1 protein-coding gene is annotated in these 2,806 nt (G+C 49.1%); it reads right to left on the reverse strand.

The window, feature by feature from the left end; genetic code table 11:
* A partial coding sequence (ppdK, locus tag WBV75_RS04085) for a pyruvate, phosphate dikinase (RefSeq protein WP_424119377.1) occupies nt 1-2,719 on the reverse strand: 2,719 nt, incomplete at its 3' end.
* Between the last annotated feature and the right edge of the window lie 87 nt (nt 2,720-2,806).

Genomic DNA, 2,806 nt, shown 5'->3' on the forward strand with positions numbered 1-2,806 from the left:
GGATAGCGGCCTGTGCGGCGGCCACGCGGGCGATGGGGACCCGGTAAGGTGAGCAACTTACATAGTTCATCCCAACCCTATGGCAGAATTCCACGGAACTCGGTTCTCCCCCGTGTTCCCCGCAAATCCCAACCTTTAAGCCCGGATGAGTCTTACGACCCCGCTCAGTCCCCATGATCACTAACTGACCTACGCCTTCCTGGTCCAGAACTTCGAAGGGATCATCTTTCAGGATGCCTTTTTCCAGATAGACCGACAGGAATTTCCCGGCATCATCCCTGGAATAGCCAAATGTCATTTGGGTCAGGTCGTTCGTTCCAAAGGAAAAGAAATCGGCGTGCTCTGCAATTTTATCAGCCAGAAGGGCGGCCCTGGGAATTTCAATCATAGTCCCAATGGCGTAGTTTACGCGGTCCTTCCTTTTGGCAAACACTTCTTCGGCAGTAGTTTGTATAATCGATTTTTGAAGGAGGAATTCTTCCAAAGTCCCCACAAGTGGAATCATAATCTCAGGCTGAGATTCAATCCCCTTGTCTTTCTTCACATTAAGGGCCGCCTCAATAATGGCCCGAGCCTGCATCTCTGTAATTTCGGGATATGTATTCCCCAGGCGGCAGCCTCTGTGACCCATCATAGGGTTGAATTCTTCCAGTTCGGCCACTTTCTGTTTAACATTGGCCAGCGAAATATGGAGGTCTTCTGCGAGTTCCTTTTGGGTGGCCAGTTGGTGCGGTACAAATTCATGTAAGGGTGGGTCCAGTAGTCGGATGGTTACAGGAAATCCTTGCATGGCTTCAAATATCCCTTCAAAATCCGCTCTTTGCATCGGAAGTAATTCACGCAATGCCTGTTTGCGTCCTTTTACAGTGTCTGCAAGGATCATCTCCCGCATGGCTTTAATCCGATCCACTTCAAAGAACATATGCTCTGTTCGGGTAAGCCCGATGCCTTTGGCCCCGAAGCCACGGGCGATACTTGCATCCCTGGGATTATCAGCATTCGTGCGTACCTCCATCTGGGCGTATTTATCCGTCAGATCCATGAGCCTGGCAAATTCCCCGCTTAATTCAGGTTCTTTAGTTGCCACTTTCCCTTCCAGGATATTTCCTGTGGAACCGTTGATCGAAATCCAATCCCCCTCGTGATAGACGTGTTCTCCTACCTTCAGGGTTCGGGATTTATAATTTATTTTCAGGGCACCTGCTCCGGAAACACAGCATTTTCCCATACCCCGGGCAACTACTGCGGCATGTGAGGTCATACCCCCACGGGCCGTTACAATTCCCCTTGCGATATTCATGCCTTCGAGATCTTCTGGCGAGGTTTCAATCCGCACCAAAATGGAATATTTGTACTTATCCGCTTCATCCGCAAAAAAGACAATCTTTCCCGTGGCTGCCCCTGGTGAGGCCGGCAATCCCTGTGCGATCACCGTGGCGTCTTTTAAAGCCTCAGTGTCAAAAATCGGATGCAGGAGTTCGTCCAGTTTTATCGGATCCATCCGGGTGATCGTGGTTTCCTCATCAATCATACCTTCGGAGAGCAGATCCATTCCTATTTTTACCATGGCCGCCCCAGTGCGTTTTCCATTCCGGGTTTGAAGGATCCAGAGTTTTCCGCGCTGGATAGTAAATTCCATATCCTGCATATCGCGGTAGTGATCTTCAAGGGTCCGCTGGTAGCCGAAAAGCTCTTTATACATTTCAGGCATTACTTCTTCCAGGGAAAGGTAGTTCTCCAGTCGCTCTTCTTCCGTAACCTGAGCGAGTTCCGCCCATCGCATGGATCCAATTTTGGTGATCTGCTGTGGTGTCCTCACCCCGGCAACCACATCTTCGCCCTGAGCGTTAATAAGGTATTCGCCGTTAAAGACATTCTCGCCTGTGGCGGCATCACGTGTAAAACAAACTCCGGTAGCGGAATCTTCACCCATATTTCCAAAAACCATGGCCTGTACATTTACAGCCGTACCCCAGTCTTCCGGATACCCGTGCATTTTGCGGTAGTACAGGGCCCTGTCGCCATTCCAGCTTTCAAAAACGGCCATAATGGCGCCCCAAAGCTGGTCCCAGGGATCATTAGGGAAGGGCTTGCCCGTCCGTTTTTTAACGATATCCTTAAAATCGTACACGAGGTCCTGAAGATCCTGAACACTGAATTGGGTATCAAGGTCAATTTTTCGCTTCTCTTTTAAATGATCTATAATTTCTTCAAACGGGTCTAAGTCTTCCTTGTTTTCCGGTTTTAATCCGAGGACCACCCCGCTGTACATCTGAATAAAGCGGCGGTAAGAATCCCATACAAACCGCTCATTCCCTGTTTTTTGAGTCATACCGGCTATTGAGTCCTCATTCAATCCCAAGTTCAACACGGTATCCATCATCCCCGGCATTGAAACACGGGCTCCGGAGCGTACAGAAATCAATAAGGGGTTTTCATTATCCCCAAATCGGGTACCCATAGTTTCCTCAATTTCTGCAATGGCAGCGCGCACCTCGGCATCAATTTTTGCTACAACAGCCTTTTTTCCTTCCTTGTTGAATTGGGTGCACACCTCTGTGGTAATAGTGAAGCCAGGGGGCACAGGAATGCCTATGCGACTCATTTCAGCAAGATTTGCACCTTTACCGCCGAGGAGGTTTTTCAGTTCCTTCCGCCCGTCGGCTTTTTTGTTTCCGAACTTATACACACTCATTGTGCGCTCTTTAATGGTCTCCATGAACCTTAGGATTATATGGGTTAATACGAGCGAAGGTAGGGGGATAAGCTTCGGTATTTTATGACAATTGTCAGGGTTCCCGGAAGC

Origin of the sequence: Robiginitalea sp. (assembly GCF_049588695.1) — a bacterium.
Lineage (GTDB): Bacteria > Bacteroidota > Bacteroidia > Flavobacteriales > Flavobacteriaceae > Robiginitalea.